Origin of the sequence: Bacillus sp. FSL R5-0709, from assembly GCF_038004785.1 — a bacterium.
Taxonomy (GTDB): domain Bacteria; phylum Bacillota; class Bacilli; order Bacillales; family Bacillaceae_G; genus Bacillus_A; species Bacillus_A mycoides.
Map to the genome: position 1 here is coordinate 1,735,775 of NZ_JBBORT010000001.1, position 18,605 is coordinate 1,754,379.

Sequence of the window (18,605 nt, forward strand, 5' to 3'; positions counted from 1 at the left end):
ATGATTCAACCATTTTATTAGTTTTAATATTTGTTGATGAGGAATAAAAATATTAAAATCTCAATAAATCGTTAGTACTATTATTCTATTCTAGGAGTAATTATGGCGTAAGATATGTAGGAAATGATCAAACGTGAATTTGCTGAATAAGAATCCTTTTTCAAAGATAAAAACGCATCGCACTTTAAAAAGAAAGCACGATGCGTTTTTATTATTTTTTTTGCCAATTTTCTTTTATAAAGTCTTCACGGCCAGATTCTTTTTGCTCGTTAGCATATTTCTCTGGATTCTTTTTATAGAAATGTTGGTGGTACTCTTCTGCTTCATAAAAAGGTGCAGCAGGAAGAATTTCAGTCACAATAGGATCTTTAAACATACCGCTTTCTGCTAGAGTTTGCTTCGATTTTTCTGCAAGCTCTTTTTGTGTTTCATTATGATAAAAAATTGCTGTGCGGTAAGAGGGACCACGGTCAAAGAATTGTCCGCCATCATCAGTTGGATCGATTTGCGGCCAATATAAATCTAGTAATTTTTGATAAGGAAAAATAGAAGGATCGAATGTAATTTGTACAACTTCTAAATGTCCAGATGTTCCAGTCTTTACTTGTTCGTATGTTGGGTTTTCTACATGACCACCTGCATAGCCGGAAAGTACTTTTTGAATACCGGGAAGCTCATCAAATGGTTTTACCATGCACCAAAAACAACCGCCTGCGAAGGTTGCGAGTTCGTATGTTTTTTCAGACATTGCTGTAATCCTCCTAAATGTATATGTTTTATATAGTATTATATAAATTGTTTTATTGCGCAATAAAAAAGATTTGAAAATATATGTTTTTTATAAACAAGATCCTCCGCTAACATCAATTAATTGTCCAGTAACCCAGCGGCTGTCTGGAGAAGCAAGAAAAGCAGCAGTATCGGCAATATCTTCTACTTCACCTAAGCGATTGAAGGCGGAAATAGTAGTAGCGTACTGTTTCATCATTGGGTCGCTCAATAGTTCTGCGTTCATATCTGTTTTAATAAAGCCTGGAAGTATTGCATTTACTGTTATTCCTCGTGCTCCGAGTTGTTTTGCAAGCGTGAAAGTCATCGTGTTAATTGCACCTTTCGTCATACTATATGCAACGAAATCAGGCAAAGAAATGCGGGTGGCAGCTGATGAAATATTAATAATTCGGCTATTATCACGTAAACGTGGTAGTGCTTGTTGAATGATAAAGAATGGTGCTTTTGCATTTACTGAAACCATTCTATCAAAAAATTGTTCAGTCGTTTCTTCAATAAAAGCACCAGGACCGATTCCAGCGTTGTTTATTAAAATATCAAATTGTGTTCCACCAGTTCTTTTTTGTAATTCGTTATCTAAAGAAATATACAGGTTGTCTACACCGTGTAAAGATTCAAGATTTGCACCGATAGAAAAAGCTAATCCGCCATTTGATTGAATTTCATGAACAGTTTCTTCAGCATCTTCTTTTCGATTTCCATAATGAACAGCAACTAATGCACCGTCGTTTGCTAACCGTTTTGCGATAGCACGCCCAATTCCTCGGCTTGCTCCTGTAACTAATGCTATTTTTCCTTTTAACATAGTTTTCTCATCTCCTCATAAATTTTATATGTTTTTAAGTTGTTTTTCTTTATGTAGTAATGCGAACATACTTAAGTAATATATGAGTATGTGTAAGAAGTTCATTCCGATTTTGTTTTGAGAAAAAATAAATAGATTTCTAGTGAATAGAATGAATTTTAATTTTTTTCTAAAAACATGTTGACAATGAAAAGAACCGCGTCCTATAATACGTGTAACAAATAAAAGTGAATTAAGAATTTTCTAACTTTATATGTTGTATATGCAAAGAAGAGGAAAGTAGATGATTATGGTCGTTTCAGAGAGCTACTCCTAGGCTGAGAGAGTAGTAGCAATCGAATCATTGAAGATCACCTCGGAGCATCGCTTGCGAAAGGGAAACTGAGTAGAGGGCGGCGGCATCGTCTCCGGTAAAAGGACGGAGGTCTGATTGGACCTATGAAGCTTATATTTCGTGAGAAGTATAAGGAAGCTGAGTGGTAACGCGAAACTCTCGCCTCAGCAATCAAAGCTACTAATTTGTAGTAGTTGATTGCTGAGGCGAGAGTTTTTATTTTAAAAAATAGAATAAAAGAATGCGAGGAAGAGGAGAGTAAATGATAAAGATTGTTTCAGAGAGCCGCCCAAAGGCTGTGAGGGTGGTAACAATTGAATCATTGAAAATCACCTCGGAGCACTGCTTTTGAAGTTAGTAAAAAGTAGCGGAGTTGTTTCCGATAGAAAAACAAAAGTCTAATTGGACTTGCAGAGCTTATATTTCGTGAGAAGTGTAAGGAAGCTGAGTGGTACCACGAGTCTCTCGTCTCAGCAATGGATTGCTACAAGTGTGTAAGTAATCGATTGTTGAGACGAGTATATTTTTAAGGTTAGTATACTGAATATTCTGTTAAAAATACTCATCTCAGCAATCGATATAGAAATAGATTGCAAAAACAGAGATAAAACAGAGGAGCGATGTGAGATGGGAAACCAGTCCATCTATATGAATGGGGAATTTGTAGAGAAAGAAAAGGCAGTTGTTTCAGTATATGATCACGGTTTTTTATACGGAGACGGTGTATTTGAAGGGATTCGTAGTTACGGAGGAAATGTATTTTGTTTAAAAGAACATGTGAAACGATTATATGAATCGGCGAAATCTATTTTACTTACAATTCCAATGATGGTAGATGAAATGGAAGAAGCAGTTGTACAAACATTGCAAAAAAATGAATACACGGATGCCTACATTCGATTAATTGTTTCAAGAGGAAAAGGTGACTTAGGGCTCGATCCGAGAAGCTGTGTGAAACCGAGCGTAATTATCATTGCAGAACAATTAAAGTTATTCCCTCAGGAATTTTATGATAATGGACTAAGCGTTGTGTCTGTTGCATCAAGACGTAATACGCCAGACGCATTAGACCCACGCATTAAGTCAATGAACTATTTAAATAATGTGCTTGTAAAAATTGAAGCGGCACAAGCGGGAGTGCTAGAGGCTCTTATGTTAAATCAACAAGGATATGTTTGTGAAGGGTCTGGAGATAATGTTTTCATTGTGAAAGATGGAAAAGTGTTAACACCTCCTTCGTACTTAGGGGCGCTAGAAGGTATTACGAGAAATAGTGTGATTGAGTTATGTGAGCGTCTAAGTATTCCATGTGAGGAAAGGCCATTTACTCGCCATGACGTATATGTAGCAGATGAAGTGTTTTTAACAGGAACTGCAGCGGAACTAATTCCTGTAGTGAAAGTAGATTCAAGAGAAATTGGAGATGGAAAACCAGGAGATGTAACAAAAAGATTAACCGAAGAATTTAAAAAATTAACGAGAGAAAGAGGAGTACGTGTTCCAGGATTGGCGGCAAGTTTAGCGTAAATAGGGAGAGGAGTTAATTAAAATGGAGGAACAGTATACAGCATGTGATGAACTGCAGAGTGAAGAAGCTACAGGTGCTGGACACGTTATTCAATGTTTGAAGAAATTAGGTGTAACGACCGTTTTCGGTTATCCAGGCGGAGCGATTTTACCAATATACGATGCGTTATACGAAAGTGGTTTAAAGCACGTGTTAACTCGTCATGAACAAGCTGCAATTCATGCAGCGGAAGGATATGCGAGAGCTTCTGGAAAGGTTGGGGTAGTCTTTGCTACCTCTGGCCCAGGGGCGACGAATTTAGTTACGGGTTTAGCAGATGCTTATATGGATTCGATTCCTTTAGTTGTCATTACAGGGCAAGTTGCAACGCCTTTAATTGGTAAAGACGGATTTCAAGAAGCGGATGTTGTCGGAATTACAGTACCTGTTACGAAGCATAATTACCAAGTTCGTGATGTAAATCATTTATCACGAACTGTGCAAGAAGCTTTTTACATCGCCGAAAGCGGGCGACCGGGACCGGTATTAATCGATATTCCAAAAGATGTTCAAAATGCAAATGTAATATGTTTCTTTAATGAAGAAGTGGAGATTCCAGGATATAAACCAGAACCTTTGTCAGACAGTTTGAAACTGAGGGAGGTAGCAAAATCAATTTCAAAAGCAAAACGCCCACTCCTTTATATCGGGGGAGGCGTCATTCATTCAGGCGGATCTGAAGAACTCATCAAGTTTGCGAGGGAGAATCGTATTCCAGTCGTTTCAACTTTAATGGGACTGGGTGCATATCCGCCGGGAGATCCGTTGTTTTTAGGAATGCTCGGTATGCATGGAACGTACACTGCAAATATGGCAGTAACAGAATGTGACTTATTACTGGCGTTAGGTGTTCGTTTCGATGATCGTGTAACAGGAAAATTAGAACTTTTTTCTCCGCATTCGAAAAAAGTACATATTGATATTGATCCTTCTGAGTTCCATAAAAATGTAACTGTAGAGCATCCGATTGTTGGTGATGTGAAAAAGGCGCTACATATGCTATTACATATGTCTATTTATTCACAAACAGATGAATGGCTTCAGAAAGTGAAGAAATGGCAAGAAGAATATCCACTTTCATATAAGCAAAAAGAATTTGAGTTAAAACCACAGCATGTTATCAACTTAGTAAGTGAATTAACGAATGGTGAAGCGATTGTCACGACAGAGGTAGGACAGCATCAAATGTGGGCTGCTCACTTTTATAAAGCGAGAAAACCACGGACTTTCCTAACATCAGGGGGATTAGGGACGATGGGATTTGGTTTTCCAGCAGCAATTGGTGCTCAGCTTGCAAAAGAAGAAGAACTTGTCATCTGTATTGCTGGTGATGCTTCTTTCCAAATGAACATTCAAGAGCTGCAAACAATTGCTGAAAATAATATTCCTGTCAAAGTATTCATCATAAACAACAAATTTTTAGGAATGGTAAGGCAATGGCAAGAAATGTTTTATGAAAACCGTTTGTCGGAATCGAGAATTGGGTCACCAGATTTTGTGAAAGTAGCAGAAGCTTATGGTGTAAAAGGGCTAAGAGCAACAAATTCGTTTGAGGCGAAAAAGGTAATGCTAGAAGCATTTTCTCATGAAGGTCCTGTCGTAGTTGACTTTTGTGTAGAAGAAGGTGAGAACGTTTTTCCGATGGTTCCGCCAAACAAAGGGAATAACGAAATGATTATGAAGAGGTGGGAAGAATGAGTCATACTTTTTCATTAGTTATTCATAACGATCCGAGCGTCTTATTACGTATAAGCGGAATTTTTGCTCGGCGTGGTTATTATATTTCTTCTTTAAGCTTAAACGAAAGAGATACAAGTGGTGTTTCTGAAGTGAAACTAACAGCAGTTTGTACTGAAAATGAAGCAACGTTACTTGTCAGTCAGTTGAAAAAATTAATCAATGTACTGCAAGTAAATAAATTATAAGGAGTGTATGGAATATGAAAACTTATTATGAGAAAGATGCAAATTTAGAGCTATTAAAAGGGAAAACAGTTGCGGTAGTCGGATATGGATCTCAAGGTCATGCACAAGCACAAAATTTACGAGATTCTGGTGTGGAAGTTGTAGTTGGTGTTCGCCCTGGTAAGTCATATGAAGTAGCAAAAGCTGATGGATTTGAAGTAATGTCTGTTTCAGAAGCGGTTCGAACCGCACAAGTTGTACAAATGTTATTGCCGGATGAACAACAAGCGTATGTATATAAAACAGAAGTAGAAGAGAATCTTCGTGAAGGACAAATGTTACTTTTCTCACATGGTTTTAATATTCACTTCGGACAAATTAATCCGCCAAGTTACGTAGATGTAGCGATGGTCGCGCCGAAAAGTCCAGGTCATCTCGTTCGCCGTGTATTCCAAGAAGGAAATGGTGTCCCAGCATTAGTCGCAGTGCATCAAGATGCAACGGGAACAGCATTAAGTGTAGCACTAGCGTATGCAAAAGGTGTAGGTTGTACACGTGCAGGTGTAATTGAAACGACATTCCAAGAAGAAACAGAGACAGACTTATTCGGTGAGCAAGCAGTACTTTGCGGAGGAGTAACAGCACTTGTGAAAGCTGGTTTTGAAACGTTAACGGAAGGTGGATATCGTCCTGAAATTGCATACTTTGAATGTTTGCATGAATTAAAGTTAATTGTTGATTTAATGTACGAAGGCGGATTAACGAGTATGCGTCATTCTATTTCAGATACGGCAGAGTTTGGAGATTATGTAACAGGATCGAGAATTGTTACAGATGAAACGAAGAAGGAAATGAAACGTGTTCTTACAGAAATTCAGCAAGGTGAATTTGCGAAGAAATGGATTTTAGAAAATCAAGCAGGGCGTCCAACGTATAGTGCGATGAAAAAAGCAGAACAAAATCATCAGCTAGAAAAAGTAGGAGCAGAGCTTCGTGAAATGATGAGCTGGATTCATGCACCGAAAGAATTAGTAAAGAAATAGATTAATAGAGTATAAGTGAAAAATATGTAAGAAGGGATTTGACAAGATGAGAAGTGACATGATTAAAAAAGGTTTTGATAAAGCTCCGCATCGTAGTTTATTAAAAGCAACTGGTTTAAAAGATGAAGATTTTGATAAACCATTCATAGCAATTTGTAATTCTTTTATTGAAATTATTCCAGGTCATAAGCACTTAAATGAGTTTGGGAAACTTGTTAAAGAAGCAGTACGTGCAGCAGGCATGGTTCCATTTGAATTTAATACAATTGGAGTAGATGACGGTATTGCGATGGGGCATATCGGTATGCGTTATTCGCTTCCGAGTCGTGAAATCATTGCAGATTCAGTAGAAACGGTTGTAAATGCACACTGGTTTGATGGAATGATTTGTATTCCAAACTGTGACAAAATTACACCAGGTATGATGATGGCTGCACTTCGAATAAACATTCCAACTGTTTTCGTTTCAGGTGGTCCGATGGCAGCGGGGAAAACATCTAAAGGGGAAGTTGTCGATTTAAGTTCTGTTTTTGAAGGGGTAGGAGCCTATCAATCTGGGAAAATTTCAGAAGAAGAATTAAAGGATATTGAAGATCATGGCTGTCCATCTTGTGGTTCTTGTTCCGGTATGTTTACAGCGAACTCTATGAACTGTTTATGTGAAGTGTTAGGTTTAGCTCTTCCTGGTAACGGGAGTATTTTAGCGATTGATCCAAGACGTGAGGAGTTAATTAAACAAGCAGCAGAAAAATTAAAAATTTTAATTGAAAGAGATATTAAACCACGCGACATTGTAACAGAAGAAGCAATTGATGATGCGTTTGCACTTGATATGGCGATGGGTGGATCAACGAATACAGTATTACACACGTTAGCACTCGCACAAGAGGCGGGGTTAGATTACGATATGAACCGCATTGATGCAGTTTCAAGACGTGTACCGCATTTATGTAAAGTAAGTCCAGCTTCTAATTGGCATATGGAAGATATCGATCGCGCAGGCGGGATTAGTGCAATTTTGAAAGAGATGAGCCGAAAAGAAGGGGTACTTCACCTTGATCGTATAACTGCTACTGGGCAAACATTAAGAGAAAATATTGCTCATGCAGAGATTCAAGATAAGGAAGTTATTCATTCTCTAGAAAATCCTCATAGTGAAGAAGGAGGATTACGTATATTAAAAGGAAACCTTGCGAAAGACGGAGCGGTTATTAAAAGCGGAGCAACAGAAGTAAAACGATTTGAAGGACCTTGCGTTATTTTTAATTCACAAGATGAGGCGCTTGCCGGCATTATGCTTGGGAAAGTTAAGAAAGGAGATGTAGTTGTTATTCGCTATGAAGGACCAAGAGGCGGACCTGGTATGCCGGAAATGTTAGCACCAACATCAGCAATTGCTGGTATGGGATTAGGAGCAGATGTTGCACTTTTAACTGATGGTCGCTTCTCTGGTGCTTCACGTGGTATTTCGGTAGGGCATATTTCACCAGAAGCAGCAGCTGGCGGAACGATTGCACTTCTTGAACAAGGAGATATTGTATGTATTGATGTTGAGGAACGCTTGTTAGAAGTGAGAGTTAGTGATGAGGAATTAGAGAAGCGTAAAAAAGGGTGGAAACGACCAGAACCAAAAGTGAAAACTGGGTGGCTTGGACGTTATGCACAAATGGTAACATCGGCGAATACAGGTGCAGTTCTGAAAATCCCGAATTTTGATTGAGCCAATATAAAAAGAGATAAGGATGATATAAAATGGTGCAAAATGTAAAGGAGAGAGTGAAAATTGAAGATATCTTAATGGCTCATAATTGCATGAAAGATATCGTTATTAAAACACCGTTACAACGAGATTCAGTTTTATCTGAGAAATATGAATGTGACGTATATGTTAAGCGAGAAGATTTACAAGTTATTCGTTCTTTCAAAATTCGTGGTGCGTATAATTTAATTCAAAGTTTACCGAAAGAAAAGTTACAAAATGGTGTTGTTTGTGCAAGTGCTGGTAATCATGCACAAGGAGTTGCTTATACGTGTAATTTATTGAAGATTCCGTCAAAAATTTTCATGCCGACAACGACACCTAAGCAAAAAGTATCACAAGTTGAATTTTTCGGTGGTGATTTCGCAGACATTGTATTAGTTGGTGATACATTTGATAGTTCTTTCCAAGAGGCGCAGCGCTATTGTGTAGAAAATAGGATGACATTTGTACATCCGTTTGATGATCCGTATGTCGTTGCTGGTCAAGGAACAGTCGCTGTTGAAATTATGCATGATATGGAGAAACCAGTTGATTATATATTTACAGCAATTGGCGGTGGTGGATTAGCATCTGGTATTGGTACATATGTAAAGGGGGTTAGTCCTACTACAAAGGTAATCGGTGTAGAACCGATGGGAGCTGCATCTATGAAAGAAGCTTTTCTTCAAAATGAAAATGTTGCATTAGAAAAGATTGATAGTTTTGTTGATGGAGCAGCTGTTAAGAAGGTAGGAAAGTTAACTTTTGAAACATGTAAAGATGTAATTGATGATATTGTTTTAGTACCGGAGGGAAAGGTTTGTACAACGATTTTAGAACTGTATAAGAAAAATGCGATTGTAGCAGAGCCAGCTGGTGCGCTTTCTATTGCGGCACTTGATCTATACAGAGATGAAATAAAGGGAAAAACAGTTGTATGCACGTTAAGTGGTGGAAATAATGATATTGATAGAATGCAAGAAATGAAAGAACGATCCCTTATTCATGAAGGATTAAAGCACTATTTCATCATTGAATTTCCGCAACGTTCAGGAGCACTACGAGAGTTTCTTGATAAAGGATTAGGACCGGAAGATGATATTACTCGCTTTGAGTATATTAAGAAACATAATAAAGAAAATGGTCCAGCTTTAGTGGGGGTAGAATTAAAGCATAAGGAAGACTATGAAGCTTTAATTACTCGTTTTCAAGAAAATAACATTCAATTCGTGGAGCTTAATAAAAATCCTGTGCTGTTTGATTTACTTATTTAATAAAAGAAAAGAGTTAACATACAATTCTACTTGAAATAAAAAAGGTAGATACAAGCGGAGGGAAATCCTGCTTGTTCTATCTTTTTTATTCTTTGAAAGTTAAACGAAATACGCTCCATATTCAAGAAGGATAAAGCTAGTTAACCAAAAAAGTATTGCAATACGAATGATTACATACATTGTAAATTCAAAGGGAGTAAGTTTTCTCTCTCGCTTTATTTTTCTTAGAAGTCTAACAGAAAAAAATGAACATAAAAGCAGGATCGCTATAGATATTTTATACACGTTTTCTAACAGACTTATATTTTCTAATAAGTTTTTCAGCATATTCATCACCTATCCCGTAATGTATGTTACAGAGAAATGAATCTCGTGCTGTTTAGTTGCGTTTGTTTATTATTTTCCCAGTGTCATCAATTTCTACATCAGTTGAAACCGTTTGTAAATATTGCAGTGCTTTTTTCTTTTCTTCTTCATTTACAGGAGAAACTTGGTTGTTGCGAATGATGTAAGGATTGAATGACATTTGGATATCCTTACCTTTAAAGGTTAAAGTTAATACGCCTGTTTCGGCACTCTTTCCATTTACATAATTCGGGAATAAAAAGTTTCCTAACGAGTATGCGATAGGAACTTTATTGTAATACTCAAATCCTTGTAACCAATGCGGGTGACTTCCAACGATTGCATCAGCACCCGCCTCTACCATTTTCGGAACATATTGTTTCTGGTATTCTATTGGGCGATTAGATTTTTCGACGCCCCAATGCATATAGACGATTACATAATCAGCATCTTTCTTTTGCTCTTGAATCGTTTTTGTTACAAGATCTAGGTCATATCCGTTTGCAACGCCGGGTTTATTGTCACCAGCTACCCAATTAAAGTTGGGCATAAAGCGTACAAAGGAAAGAAATTTAAACTTTTTTCCTTTTACAGTTAGTTCACGAGCAGTATAAGCATCTTCAGCATTTTTTCCGGCTCCAGTGTAAGGTAGTTTTAATTTTTCGACGTGAGAAATGGTGTCTAGTAGTCCATCTTGCCCATAATCAAGCGTATGGTTATTGCCAATGTTCACGATGTCATATCCGGTGTTTTTAATGGCTTGTAGTGTGGATGGATCACTTTTAATCCAAAATTGTTGCCCAGGTACTTTTTTTTCTCTCGTTGTAAATGCTGACTCTAAATTAACAAAAGAAATATCAGCTTTCGTTATTTCTTCTTTTACGTGTTGGAATGGATAATCAGCCCCATTTTTTTCGATTACGGGACGTAATTGCCAATCGAACATTGTATCACCAGAGAAGGTGAGTGTGATTTCAGGGTCTTCGGTTTTCTTTTCGCTTTTTGAAGCTGTTTTACTAGATTTGTTTTGCATATCAGGTTTGTCTTTCGCTTTTGAAATAAAAGAGTAGTTGATTAATAAAACAATTGGTGTAATGAAAAAGGCTATTAACAGAAATCGTTTTAGTAAAGTTTTCATAAATACCTTCCCTTTTGAGTTTATCCCGCAATTAGATTAACAATGAATCTACTAAAGGCAATCGGTCTTTGTATAGTTACAAAAAAATAGCGGGTTATGTAGTGAAAAACGTTTGTTAATATTCACAATATTACGTTAACATATAGGTAACCTGTAAATCAATGTATAAACCAAAATATAGAAATAAAGAATTCGAAGGGTGAAGAATGAGAAATGGTTATATTAGGAGCAGTTGTAAATGGGATTTGTATTATATTTGGTACTTTACTTGGTAAATTATTTAGTGCGATTCCAGAAAGTATGAAGGGAACAATTATGCATGCAATTGGTTTAGCGGTTACTGTACTTGGACTTCAAATGGCATTAAAAAGTGAAAATTTTCTTGTTGTCATACTAAGTTTAGTTATTGGTACGGTAATCGGAGAATGGCTACAATTAGAAGAAAGGTTAAAACTGTTAGGGGATTGGCTAGAAAATAAAGTTGGATCGAAAGGGAAAGGGAGCATATCAGAAGGCTTTGTAACAGCCACGCTTATTTTTGCAATCGGAGCGATGGGGATACTTGGTGCATTGGACAGTGGGATTCGCGGAAATCATGATATTTTATTTACAAAGGCGATTATCGATGGATTCATTTCTATTATATTAACGACAACTCTAGGAATTGGCGTAGTATTTTCAGCGATTCCAGTGATTTTATATGAGGGAGGTATTGCAGTTTTTGCAACACAAATTAATAGTTTTGTTCCAAAAGAATTAATGAATCAATTTATAGTGGAAATGACGGCTACTGGCGGTATTATGATATTCGCAATCGGATTAAACTTACTTGGATTTATTAAAATTAAAGTGGCAAATTTACTTCCAGGCATATTAATGGTTGGAGTAATTGTTTCTATTATATACGGTTATGGTTTGATAATAAGTCATTAGGGGAAGGGATATAGATGATGGAATTCCAATTTACAAAACGTGCATATAAAATATTGGAGATTGCAGCAGAAGAGGCTGAGTGTAGTAAAGGTATTATCCATCCAGTTCATCTATTTATAGGAGCTTGTAAGGAAGGTACTGGAGTTTGCGCGGAGTTACATATGTATTTATTTCACACGGTGGGTATGGATTTTTTAGCAAAGATATCGTTACTCCAACAATATTATGCAAATGAAATAGAATACATAAATGTTGGGGAGTTTAAAGTTTCAAATAAGACGATAGAAGTTTTAAAAGTAGCGAAGAAACGGATGGAACGTTTTCAGCAAATAGTAATAAATGAAGGGCATGTTTTATATGCAATTTTTCAAGGGGATACAGTTATTGATAAGGTTATAAGTGAAAAGATGAAAAAAGATCTATTGCAAATTACATCTGAACCAAGAGATTTGACGGTTGCATTAACAATATTTGATCCTATTTGTAATAGTTTAAGCTGTAATATTAGAAAAGCGATCTCTTCTGATTTTGAAAAGTTGGCACGTTTTGTTAAGGATGAATTTGGTGAGCGTTGGTTAAAATCTTTAGATTATGGATTTCGGACATATAAAGAAGAGTTACCTATTTTTATTGCTGAACAAGGAGGAGAAATCATTGGTTTCGCTTGTTACGATGTTGTGAGAGGAAAGAAAGGGTTGTTTGGCCCGATGGGTACAGCGAAACATAATCGTGTGAACGGTGTTGGGAAGACGTTATTGAATCATTGTTTATATAACATGAAGAAAAGCGGATATGAGTATGCAATTATAGGACAAGCAGGTCCGATTGAGTTTTACGAGCGATGCTGTAATGCACGTTTAATACCCATAGGAGATAATTAACTCTATCCCTTTGCAAAGAATGCAAAGGGATAGAGTTTTATTATGTATAAAGCAAATTACTAAACTTTTTCTAGAAAACGGTGTAGAATGGGTATCGAATGAAAGAAGGTGTGAAAATGGCCAGCTGGAAACGAAATTTAATGATTTGTTGGCTAGGTTGTTTTACCACTGCAGCCGGTATGAGTTTAGTAATTCCTTTTTTATCTTTTTATATTGAGGAATTAGGGGTGACCGGCACTTCTAGTATTGCACAGTGGTCGGGACTTGCATTTGGTGTGACATTTTTAATGGGTGCGATCGTATCACCAATATGGGGCAAGCTTGGTGATATACATGGTCGGAAATTGATGCTTATACGTGCGAGCCTTGGTATGGCGATAATTATGACGCTTATGGGGTTTGTGACAGATGTGTATCAATTAGTCGCACTTCGGTTTTTAATGGGATCGGTATCAGGTTTCCTTTCTACAGCGATGACACTTATTGCTGCAGAAACTCCGCAAGAACATTCAGGTTGGGCAATTTCTACAATCTCAACTGGAGGCGTGAGCGGTTCATTACTTGGGCCGATACTCGGAGGTTATTTGTCAGAGTTAATCGGAATGCGCCATGTTTTTCTAGTTACAGGAGCTTTCTTATTCCTGTCCTTTCTTATCGTCTTTTTCTTCTTACATGAGGAGAAACATTCTGCTAAAGAAAAAAAGGCACAGCCGAAAAAAGTATGGACGATGGTCCCTGCAAAACATTTAATAATAAGTTTATTTGTAGCAACGTTTATTATTCAGCTTGCAAATATGTCGATTCAACCTATTATTACGTTGTACGTAAAGCATTTGGCAGGACTAGGAACAGATCATATTGAAATGCTTGCAGGTGCAGTCATGTCTGCGACAGGATTAGCAGTTATTTTAGCAGCTCCTAAGCTAGGAAGATTATCAGATCATATTGGACCTCAAAAAACGTTAGTTGTAGCGTTGTTTGCTGCAGGAATTATTTTTATTCCGCAAGCATTTGTAACCTCAGCTTGGCAACTATTAATTCTTCGCTTTTTATTAGGTATTGCACAAGCAGGACTATTACCTTCCGTACAAACTCTACTAAAACAACATACGCCAACCCATGTAACGGGACGAATATTTGGATATAATCAATCGTTTCAGTTTTTAGGAAATATGATTGGGCCAGTACTTGGTGGACAAATTGCAGCTCATGCAGGCTTCCAATATGTTTTCTTCTCTACATCATCACTATTATTTATTGCGTGCATTTGGGTTTATTTTCATAGTAAGAACGAAGAGGTATCAGAGAAACGACATTTGGAAGTTAGTTAACTATGTGAATGAAAAACAGAAAAAGGATGAAGCAATATTGCTTCATCCTTTTTCATTAAAATTGAAGGCAAAGATAACTTAATGTACCAAGCTCGTAGCTACGGTGAATGACCGTACCGTCGTTCTCACCACTACCCATCGCGATAAATAGAGGAACAAAATGTTCCGCTCTTGGTACAGCTAATTGTGCATGAGGAGCATTTCTTTCCCAGTTAAACAATGCATCTTTATCGCCAGTATGCATATGATTTATAATCCAATCATCAAATTCAATCGCCCATTGTTCCGGAGTTGTTTCATTCCATTTTAATGCTCGTAAATTATGAACAGTAACTCCGCTGCCGATTACTAAAATATCTTCTTGTCCAAGTCCTTTTAGTGCTTCTCCAATTTCAAATTGTTCTTTTGCAGGAAGGAATGGATTTACTGATATTTGTACGACAGGAATATTGGCTTCTGGGTACATACGATGCAGGAGTGTCCATGAGCCATGATCTAAACCTCTCGTCATATTATGATGGACTGGAATGCCTTTGTTTTTAAATTTTGTTTCTAGCATAGACGCAATGCTAGAAGAGCCTTTCGCATGATATTTGATTTCGTATAACTCAGGAGGAAAACCGCCAAAGTCATAAATTGTTTCATATACTTCATCTGAAGAGGAGATCGTTAATACTTCACTTTCCCAGTGAGCGGTAAAAATAACAATAGCTTTCGGTTTATATGTTTCTCCAAGTGTCTTTAAAAAGCGTGTATAGTCTGTATCTTGAATAGCAAGCATAGGTGATCCATGTGCTAAAAATAGTGAGGGCATCATGATTAAAACCTCCTAAAAATATATTAATTACTTTATGTAAGTAACTATATAATTTTATTTTAAATTCGTCAAGATAATAGTTTAATATGTAATCGGAAAAATAGATCATTTGTCATAATGAAAGCAATTGCATATAATACATAATAAGAATAATGAATGTTTATTCATTATAAAAAAAGATATACATAATAGATTTGGAGGCTGTCGGAATGAGCATACAGGAAAATTTCGTTACGGCATTGGATAAATCGGAAATTTACTTGCGTAAATGGTTACCAGAAGGAAATCCGCGGGGAATTGTTCAAATTGCACATGGTATGACAGAACATGCAGGTGTTTATACAGAATTTATTGATACTTTATTAGAAGCAGGATATGGTGTTTATGCTCATGATCATAAAGGGCATGGAAAAACAGTGAAAAGGGAAGAAGACTATGGTCATTTTGAACCAAATGTAGGTTGGAATCAGGCTGTGTCTGATGTTATCTTTGTTTCGGAAATGATAAAAGAAGAGCAGACATGCCCGTTATTTTTACTTGGACATAGTATGGGTTCTTTTTTATCAAGACGTGCTGTACAACTTAAAGGTGAATTATATGATGGATTCCTTATTTCAGGAACTGGTGGAAATCCAGGGCTTTTAGGAAGTATCGGTCATAAAGTAGCGACAATTGAGATGAAACTTCGCGGAAAGAAAACGAAAAGTCCGATGCTGAACTTCTTATCTTTCGGAAACTTCAACTCACACTTTAAGCCAAATCGTACGAAATTTGATTGGTTATCTTCAGATATTCATCAAGTTGATAAGTATATTGCGGATCCGTTATGTGGATTCATTTGCACGACTAGTTTTTACCGAGAATTGTTTCATGGAGTTCTAGAAGTAAATAAAATAGAAGAATACAAGAAGACACCAAAAAATCTTCCAATACATATATTCTCTGGTGATCGTGATCCTGTTGGGGATATGGGGAAAGGTGTAAAAGAAGTATACGAAAACTATAAAAAATGTGGTGTGAAAGATGTAACACTTCGTTTATATGAAAATGGTAGACATGAAATGTTCCATGAAGTGAATAGAGAAGATGTATTTCAAGATTTGATTTCATGGTTAGATGAGCATATTGTATAAGAAGAAACCTCACTTCATGCTGAAGTGAGGTTTTTTGAAAAATTGGAGGATTGATTATGAGTGAATTTGTAAATAAAGAATATGTAGAAATAGATTTTCAAGATATCTGGATAAAAGACGAGGAATTGAAAAATTGTACCTTCATAAAATGCCGTTTTAGAGGGATAGATGCATCAGAAGTTTTTACTAAAAATTGTAATTTCATAGAATGTGATTTTACTGGTACTCTTTTTAATGCTTCTATCCATCAAGGAACTACGTTTGCTAATTGTAGGTTTTTTGGTGCGAATTTATTTGTATCTAAGTTTGAAGAATGTAAAATGACTGGTTCGGATTTCGAAGAGGCGAATTTAGACGGAATAACAATTATATCAGGCGATTGGTCATATACGAATTTAAGGTTTGCGAACTTAAGTAAACAAATGTTAAAGGGTATTCGTTTAATTGAAGCTGACCTATATGAATGTAATTTAGAAAAAGCAGATTTGCGTGAAGCGGATTTAACGGGCGCACAATTAGGTAAGGTGAAACTTAGTGGGGCGGATTTAAGAGGAGCTGTAGTTGATAGAGTTGATTTTAAAGCTTTTGATTTAAAAAACGTGAAATTAGATATAGCGCAGGCGGTTGCAGTTGCGAGATGTTATGGAGCAAAGGTGAATTAAATCATTTGTAACACCGTTCAATATATTGAACGGTGTTACAAATAGTAATGATTTTTAAAAATTGCCTTTTACCGCTTTTATAATATGATGTGTGAAATTGCTAATGTCAGGAGATGCTGAATATGGATAGCATAAAGATTAAACAACTATATGAAGCATTAAGAAAATCTTGGTCAATAGAAACGAGTTCTAAGTGGACGAGCGAAAGCCCAGCAAAGGGACAATGTGGTGTAACGGCCCTTATTGTCCAAGAATTGTGCGGGGGAGAGATAATAAAGACGAAGATAGGTGAAGTATGGCATTTCTACAATAAAGTAGATGGGAAAAGGTATGATTTTACTAGGACCCAATTTCATGAAACATTAAACTATATGGACATGAAGTCGAGCCGTGAAGAAGCATTTGCAGATATAAATGAAAAACAATATAGCATTTTGAAGGAAAAGACAACGAAAGAATTAAAATTATCTTTTGACTCTTAATCTTCAATAAGTTACTATAATGGTGGTAACTAATTAAAGGGAACTTCATAGAGTTGAAAGGGGAAATACTTTTGAAAACAACTTATGTAAACGCTACAATTGCAACGATGAATGAACAAAATGAAGTGATAGAAAATGGATATATCATTGTAGAAAATGATCAAATTATAGATATAAATAGCGGAGAATTCGCTAACGATTTTGAAGTAGATGAAGTAATTGACATGAAAGGAAAGTGGGTTTTACCAGGGCTTGTCAATACACATACACATGTTGTTATGAGCCTTTTGAGAGGTATCGGAGATGATATGTTATTGCAGCCATGGCTTGAGACGAGAATTTGGCCACTTGAAAGTCAGTTTACGCCAGAGCTTGCGGTCGCTAGCACGGAATTAGGATTACTTGAAATGGTGAAAAGTGGTACAACATCATTCTCTGATATGTTTAATCCTATTGGAGTAGACCAAGATGCAATTATGGAAACGGTATCAAGGAGTGGAATGCGTGCTGCTGTTTCAAGAACTTTATTTAGCTTCGGAACGAAAGACGATGAAAAGAAAGCAATTGAAGAAGCTGAGAAATATGTGAAGCGTTACTATAACGAAAGTGGTATGTTAACTACGATGGTTGCACCACATAGTCCATATACATGTTCCACAGAACTGTTAGAAGAGTGTGCTCGTATTGCAGTAGAAAATCAAACGATGGTTCATATTCATCTTTCTGAAACAGAGCGTGAAGTACGTGATATTGAAGCACAGTATGGGAAGCGTCCAGTAGAATATGCAGCAAGTTGCGGATTGTTTAAACGCCCAACAGTTATTGCACACGGTGTAGTATTAAATGAAAATGAGCGTGCATTTTTAGCAGAACATGATGTTCGAGTAGCTCATAACCCAAATAGTAATTTAAAACTAGGTTCTGGTATAGCGAATGTAAAAGCGATGCTAGAAGCAGGAATAAAAGTAGGAATTGCAACAGATAGTGTGGCGTCTAACAACAATTTAGATATGTTTGAAGAAATGCGCATTGCAACATTATTACAAAAAGGTATTCATCAAGATGCAACAGCGTTACCAGTTGAAACAGCTCTTACACTTGCGACTAAAGGAGCTGCTGAAGTAATCGGGATGAAACAAACGGGCTCACTTGAGGTTGGAAAGTGTGCTGATTTTATTACGATTGACCCATCTAATAAGCCGCATTTACAACCGGCAGATGAAGTGTTATCACATCTTGTGTATGCAGCTAGTGGAAAAGATATAAGCGATGTAATTATTAATGGTAAACGTGTCGTTTGGAATGGTGAATGTAAAACATTAGATGAAGAGCGTATTATATTTGAAGCAAGTCGTTATAAACGAGGTTTACAAAGATAGGTAATTATATATCAGTTGAGAAAGCTATCCTTTTTTAAAAGGAT

General features: G+C 36.6%; 18 protein-coding genes and 2 other annotated features. Of the genes, 13 read left to right on the forward strand and 5 right to left on the reverse strand.

The annotated features are described in order from the left end of the window. Positions 1-211: 211 nt before the first annotated feature. Positions 212-748: a peptide-methionine (S)-S-oxide reductase MsrA gene (msrA, locus tag MKX37_RS08955; RefSeq protein ID WP_002126778.1), complete on the reverse strand. Its 537-nt coding sequence runs from the start codon at positions 746-748 to the stop codon at positions 212-214. A 90-nt stretch (positions 749-838) separates the two neighbouring features. After that, positions 839-1,597 (reverse strand): SDR family oxidoreductase, encoded by a 759-nt coding sequence (locus MKX37_RS08960; protein ID WP_002126779.1) that lies wholly within the window; start codon positions 1,595-1,597, stop codon positions 839-841. 258 nt (positions 1,598-1,855) lie between these two features. Then, positions 1,856-2,101 (forward strand) — a binding site (T-box leader). Positions 2,102-2,168: 67 nt separating this feature from the next. After that, positions 2,169-2,407: a binding site (T-box leader), on the forward strand. A gap of 151 nt (positions 2,408-2,558) precedes the next feature. Here MKX37_RS08960 and ilvE point away from each other — a divergent pair. Genes ilvE through ilvA form a run of 6 tightly spaced genes read left to right on the forward strand, consistent with a single transcriptional unit; the run spans position 2,559 to position 9,460 of the window. After that, a complete protein-coding gene (gene ilvE, locus MKX37_RS08965) occupies positions 2,559-3,458 on the forward strand; it encodes a branched-chain-amino-acid transaminase (protein WP_078421903.1) in 900 nt (299 codons plus the stop codon). A gap of 22 nt (positions 3,459-3,480) precedes the next feature. After that, the gene (gene ilvB, locus MKX37_RS08970) at positions 3,481-5,196 is read left to right on the forward strand and encodes an acetolactate synthase large subunit (RefSeq protein WP_002126786.1); all 1,716 of its coding nucleotides are present in this window, start codon (positions 3,481-3,483) and stop codon (positions 5,194-5,196) included. Continuing rightward, positions 5,193-5,423, forward strand: coding sequence for an ACT domain-containing protein (locus MKX37_RS08975; RefSeq protein WP_002126787.1), 231 nt, complete (start codon positions 5,193-5,195; stop codon positions 5,421-5,423). The genes ilvB and MKX37_RS08975 overlap by 4 nt, the downstream gene beginning before the upstream one ends. Before the next feature lie 14 nt (positions 5,424-5,437). Then, the gene (gene ilvC, locus MKX37_RS08980) at positions 5,438-6,445 is read left to right on the forward strand and encodes a ketol-acid reductoisomerase (RefSeq protein WP_002126790.1); all 1,008 of its coding nucleotides are present in this window, start codon (positions 5,438-5,440) and stop codon (positions 6,443-6,445) included. Between the two features lie 46 nt (positions 6,446-6,491). Continuing rightward, a complete protein-coding gene (ilvD, locus tag MKX37_RS08985) occupies positions 6,492-8,165 on the forward strand; it encodes a dihydroxy-acid dehydratase (RefSeq protein ID WP_002012150.1) in 1,674 nt (557 codons plus the stop codon). A gap of 32 nt (positions 8,166-8,197) precedes the next feature. Further along, the gene (gene ilvA / locus MKX37_RS08990) at positions 8,198-9,460 is read left to right on the forward strand and encodes a threonine ammonia-lyase IlvA (RefSeq protein ID WP_002012149.1); all 1,263 of its coding nucleotides are present in this window, start codon (positions 8,198-8,200) and stop codon (positions 9,458-9,460) included. A 99-nt stretch (positions 9,461-9,559) separates the two neighbouring features. On the opposite strand, the gene MKX37_RS08995 is transcribed toward ilvA, so the two are convergent. Continuing rightward, positions 9,560-9,787 carry a hypothetical protein gene (locus MKX37_RS08995; protein ID WP_012260734.1) on the reverse strand — a complete coding sequence of 76 codons (228 nt, stop codon included), beginning with the start codon at positions 9,785-9,787 and terminating at the stop codon, positions 9,560-9,562. Between the two features lie 52 nt (positions 9,788-9,839). Continuing rightward, on the reverse strand, positions 9,840-10,943 hold the full coding sequence (locus MKX37_RS09000; RefSeq protein ID WP_078421902.1) for a CapA family protein: 1,104 nt from the start codon (positions 10,941-10,943) through the stop codon (positions 9,840-9,842). Between the two features lie 213 nt (positions 10,944-11,156). Between MKX37_RS09000 and MKX37_RS09005 the strand changes: the two genes are divergently transcribed. The 3 genes from MKX37_RS09005 (at position 11,157) to MKX37_RS09015 (ending at position 14,088) form a co-directional block, all read left to right on the forward strand. Then, positions 11,157-11,876 carry a DUF554 domain-containing protein gene (locus MKX37_RS09005; RefSeq protein ID WP_000236011.1) on the forward strand — a complete coding sequence of 240 codons (720 nt, stop codon included), beginning with the start codon at positions 11,157-11,159 and terminating at the stop codon, positions 11,874-11,876. Between the two features lie 14 nt (positions 11,877-11,890). Next, entirely contained in the window at positions 11,891-12,757 is an 867-nt protein-coding gene (locus MKX37_RS09010; RefSeq protein ID WP_002126793.1) for a GNAT family N-acetyltransferase, read from the forward strand. Between the two features lie 116 nt (positions 12,758-12,873). Next, a complete protein-coding gene (locus MKX37_RS09015; RefSeq protein ID WP_078421960.1) occupies positions 12,874-14,088 on the forward strand; it encodes a multidrug efflux MFS transporter in 1,215 nt (404 codons plus the stop codon). Positions 14,089-14,143: 55 nt separating this feature from the next. On the opposite strand, the gene MKX37_RS09020 is transcribed toward MKX37_RS09015, so the two are convergent. Further along, positions 14,144-14,905 carry a DODA-type extradiol aromatic ring-opening family dioxygenase gene (locus MKX37_RS09020; RefSeq protein WP_002168652.1) on the reverse strand — a complete coding sequence of 254 codons (762 nt, stop codon included), beginning with the start codon at positions 14,903-14,905 and terminating at the stop codon, positions 14,144-14,146. 209 nt (positions 14,906-15,114) lie between these two features. Here MKX37_RS09020 and MKX37_RS09025 point away from each other — a divergent pair, with 209 nt between their 5' ends. The 4 genes from MKX37_RS09025 (at position 15,115) to MKX37_RS09040 (ending at position 18,561) form a co-directional block, all read left to right on the forward strand. Beyond that, positions 15,115-16,038 (forward strand): alpha/beta fold hydrolase, encoded by a 924-nt coding sequence (locus tag MKX37_RS09025; RefSeq protein ID WP_016120006.1) that lies wholly within the window; start codon positions 15,115-15,117, stop codon positions 16,036-16,038. Positions 16,039-16,094: 56 nt separating this feature from the next. Further along, complete coding sequence (locus MKX37_RS09030) at positions 16,095-16,700, forward strand: pentapeptide repeat-containing protein (protein WP_002126800.1); 606 nt, start codon at positions 16,095-16,097, stop codon at positions 16,698-16,700. 122 nt (positions 16,701-16,822) lie between these two features. Then, positions 16,823-17,182 carry a YunG family protein gene (locus MKX37_RS09035; protein WP_078421901.1) on the forward strand — a complete coding sequence of 120 codons (360 nt, stop codon included), beginning with the start codon at positions 16,823-16,825 and terminating at the stop codon, positions 17,180-17,182. Between the two features lie 53 nt (positions 17,183-17,235). Beyond that, the gene (locus tag MKX37_RS09040) at positions 17,236-18,561 is read left to right on the forward strand and encodes a bifunctional S-methyl-5'-thioadenosine deaminase/S-adenosylhomocysteine deaminase (protein ID WP_002086280.1); all 1,326 of its coding nucleotides are present in this window, start codon (positions 17,236-17,238) and stop codon (positions 18,559-18,561) included. The last annotated feature ends 44 nt before the right edge of the window (positions 18,562-18,605 follow it).

What these genes read in the sequence shown, in the direction of transcription:
- MKX37_RS09025 (WP_016120006.1), top strand. Translation starts at nt 15,115, where the DNA reads ATGAGCATACAGGAAAATTTCGTTACGGCATTGGATAAATCGGAAATT.
- MKX37_RS09030 (WP_002126800.1), top strand. Translation starts at nt 16,095, where the DNA reads ATGAGTGAATTTGTAAATAAAGAATATGTAGAAATAGATTTTCAAGAT.
- ilvC (WP_002126790.1), top strand. Translation starts at nt 5,438, where the DNA reads ATGAAAACTTATTATGAGAAAGATGCAAATTTAGAGCTATTAAAAGGG.
- MKX37_RS09000 (WP_078421902.1), bottom strand. Translation starts at nt 10,943, where the DNA reads ATGAAAACTTTACTAAAACGATTTCTGTTAATAGCCTTTTTCATTACA.
- MKX37_RS08975 (WP_002126787.1), top strand. Translation starts at nt 5,193, where the DNA reads ATGAGTCATACTTTTTCATTAGTTATTCATAACGATCCGAGCGTCTTA.
- MKX37_RS09010 (WP_002126793.1), top strand. Translation starts at nt 11,891, where the DNA reads ATGATGGAATTCCAATTTACAAAACGTGCATATAAAATATTGGAGATT.
- MKX37_RS08995 (WP_012260734.1), bottom strand. Translation starts at nt 9,787, where the DNA reads ATGCTGAAAAACTTATTAGAAAATATAAGTCTGTTAGAAAACGTGTAT.
- ilvB (WP_002126786.1), top strand. Translation starts at nt 3,481, where the DNA reads ATGGAGGAACAGTATACAGCATGTGATGAACTGCAGAGTGAAGAAGCT.
- MKX37_RS09005 (WP_000236011.1), top strand. Translation starts at nt 11,157, where the DNA reads ATGGTTATATTAGGAGCAGTTGTAAATGGGATTTGTATTATATTTGGT.
- ilvA (WP_002012149.1), top strand. Translation starts at nt 8,198, where the DNA reads ATGGTGCAAAATGTAAAGGAGAGAGTGAAAATTGAAGATATCTTAATG.
- ilvD (WP_002012150.1), top strand. Translation starts at nt 6,492, where the DNA reads ATGAGAAGTGACATGATTAAAAAAGGTTTTGATAAAGCTCCGCATCGT.
- MKX37_RS09015 (WP_078421960.1), top strand. Translation starts at nt 12,874, where the DNA reads ATGGCCAGCTGGAAACGAAATTTAATGATTTGTTGGCTAGGTTGTTTT.
- MKX37_RS08960 (WP_002126779.1), bottom strand. Translation starts at nt 1,597, where the DNA reads ATGTTAAAAGGAAAAATAGCATTAGTTACAGGAGCAAGCCGAGGAATT.
- msrA (WP_002126778.1), bottom strand. Translation starts at nt 748, where the DNA reads ATGTCTGAAAAAACATACGAACTCGCAACCTTCGCAGGCGGTTGTTTT.
- MKX37_RS09020 (WP_002168652.1), bottom strand. Translation starts at nt 14,905, where the DNA reads ATGATGCCCTCACTATTTTTAGCACATGGATCACCTATGCTTGCTATT.
- ilvE (WP_078421903.1), top strand. Translation starts at nt 2,559, where the DNA reads ATGGGAAACCAGTCCATCTATATGAATGGGGAATTTGTAGAGAAAGAA.
- MKX37_RS09035 (WP_078421901.1), top strand. Translation starts at nt 16,823, where the DNA reads ATGGATAGCATAAAGATTAAACAACTATATGAAGCATTAAGAAAATCT.